This is a genomic window from Bacillus sp. JJ1474 (assembly GCF_036965225.1).
In the GTDB taxonomy this organism is placed as follows: Bacteria; Bacillota; Bacilli; order Bacillales; family Cytobacillaceae; genus Cytobacillus.
In genome coordinates this window covers 10,519-12,945 of the sequence record NZ_JBALPC010000125.1, presented here as the reverse complement: position 1 = coordinate 12,945, position 2,427 = coordinate 10,519, and the positions used below count along the sequence as shown (strand labels likewise).

The 2,427-nt window shown below is 37.7% G+C and carries 3 protein-coding genes; all 3 read left to right on the top strand.

The window, feature by feature from the left end; translation table 11 throughout:
* Window positions 1-59 precede the first annotated feature (59 nt).
* From V7164_RS15990 to V7164_RS15980, 3 genes are read left to right on the top strand one after another with little or no spacing between them, the layout of a single operon-like run.
* Window positions 60-200 (top strand): hypothetical protein, encoded by a 141-nt coding sequence (locus V7164_RS15990; RefSeq protein WP_335348045.1) that lies wholly within the window; start codon window positions 60-62, stop codon window positions 198-200.
* Between the two features lie 9 nt (window positions 201-209).
* Complete coding sequence (locus V7164_RS15985; protein WP_335348044.1) at window positions 210-674, top strand: cytochrome c oxidase subunit II; 465 nt, start codon at window positions 210-212, stop codon at window positions 672-674.
* A 14-nt stretch (window positions 675-688) separates the two neighbouring features.
* The gene (locus V7164_RS15980) at window positions 689-2,386 is read left to right on the top strand and encodes a cbb3-type cytochrome c oxidase subunit I (RefSeq protein ID WP_335348043.1); all 1,698 of its coding nucleotides are present in this window, start codon (window positions 689-691) and stop codon (window positions 2,384-2,386) included.
* Window positions 2,387-2,427 lie beyond the last annotated feature (41 nt).

Below are 2,427 nucleotides of genomic sequence, written 5' to 3'. Positions count from 1 at the left end.
AATGAGAACCTTTCGCAATTATTATGTAAGTATAAAGAACAAAAGGAGGTTGGGTTCAGATGGGAGCTACAAAACAAGAAAGTAAATTAAAGGTAGAAGAGGAATCACAAAAAGGAACAGGCTTATCCGTAACCTTAGTCGGGGCAGTTATTCTGATTACTTATTTTGTACTATTCGGTTTATATATGGGTAGAGTTTAGGGGGGGAAAATGATGCATCGTGGAGAAAAAATATGGCTGACATTAAGCTTTGGAATGATAATGATATTCATGCTTATTACTGGTTATCAAGGATTTGCCTTAGGGATGGCACCACCAAGTCATAAGGAAACAATCGACCCGCAAAAGGTAGACCAAACAGCACCATTTGATCAGCCAGGAATTAAAAAAATTGGTGAAAATGAATATGAAGTGGTTATGACTTTGCAAATATTTAGTTTTACTCCAAGTAATATTGAAGTGCCTGCTGGATCAACCGTACATTTCACAATGACTTCTAAAGATGTTGTGCACGGATTCCAAGTAGCAAATACAAATATTAATACGATGGTAATGCCTGGTCATATTTCAAAAATTACGCAAAAGTTTGACAAACCGGGTGATTATTTAGTGCTTTGTAATGAATACTGTGGTGCTGGCCACCAGTTAATGAGTACTACCATTACAGTTAAATAAAGGGGGGAAGTTCAGTGGAAACGGTTTTACAGCAAAAGGGAAAATCAACAGCATTTAAAGATCAAGCAAATAAAGTGCTTGGTGTAAATTTAGAGGATGCAAAAATATCGAAATCATATTTATCTGTTGCATTTATAGCATTACTTCTTGGCGGATTGTTAGGGTTATTGCAAGGATTAAACCGTGCTGGTCTTCTGGAGCTGCCATCATGGGCTAATTATTATCAAGTATTAACCGCACACGGCTTACTACTAGTTGTTGTGATGTCAGCTTTCTTTACAATTGGTTATTTTTATGCAGGACTTTCACATACATTAGGCGGTCTTCTTCCAAAAGTTAGAAAAATGGCTTGGATAGGTTTTTGGATGAAGATATTCGGTTTTGTATTAGTAGTAATTCCAATCTTAATGAATGAAGCATCTGTTATGTATACATTCTATCCGCCAATGGCAGCTCACCCAGTATTTTACTTTGGTTTAGTGTTCATTGTACTAGGTGTTTGGATGCTTTCAGCTGGAGCATTTATTAATATAGCGAATTGGAGAAAGAATCACAAGGGACAACATCTTCCAATTCTTGCTTTCTTTGCTACTGGTGTATTTGTATTACTAGTCGGAGCAACTGCTTTTGTTGCGGTTGAAGTACTATTTATGATTATTCCATGGTCGCTTGGCTGGGTGGATACAATCAATGTTATGGTTGCCCGTACTCTATTTTGGGCTTTTGGACATACGGCAGTAAATATTTGGTATTTGACAGCTGTGTCTGCATGGTACGTCATAGTGCCAAAAGTTATTGGGGGCACACGCTTTAATGACTATTTAACTCGAGTTGTTGTTATTGCATTAGTTATTATGAATATTACTGGTGGATTCCACCATCAAATTATTGACCCGGGTATTTCAGTACCAGTAAAATTCATGCACGTGTTTATGAGTTTAGCAATTGGATTCCCTTCATTAATGACTGCGTACGCAATGTTTGCGGTATTTGAACGTACTGGAAGAAGAAAAGGCGGAAAAGGACTTTTAGGCTGGTTTAAAAAATTACCATGGGGCGATGTTCGTTTCCTATCACCATTTATCGCAATGGCTGCATTTGCACCAGCTGGAGCAGGCGGTATTGTACAAAGTACGAACCAATTAGACCAGGTTGTTCATAATACAATGTGGATTGTCGGTCACTTCCATTTAACATTAGGTATGTCCGTAGTAATGACATTCTTTGGCATTAGTTATTGGTTAATTCCACATTTATCAAAACGAGTATTAACACCGCAAATGAATAAATTAGGTGTTATTCAAACGATTATTTGGACAATTGGTATGATAATTATGTCCGGATCCATGCACACAGTTGGATTGTTTGGTTCACCGCGAAGAACTTCCTTTACAACGTATGGTGACTTTTCAACAACATTAGGCTGGGATCCATATATGATGATGATTGGAATTGGTGCAACACTCCTAATGATCGCAGTAATTATTCAGGTGTATGCAGTATTTAATTTAATGTTCTTTGCACCAAAGGGAGAAACAGAATTCCCTATTGCTGAAGTGGAAGATGGAGAGGCTAGAACTCCATATATGACTGAACGTTGGGGAGTTTGGATTGTTGTAATGTTAATAGTTATTGCTATGGCATATGTTTTACCACTAACAGATATGATTGTTAATGCACCACCAGGTTCACCACCATTTAAAACTTGGTAAAATCGAAATGCGGAAGCGGCTCGTTCAGCCCCGACAAGCAT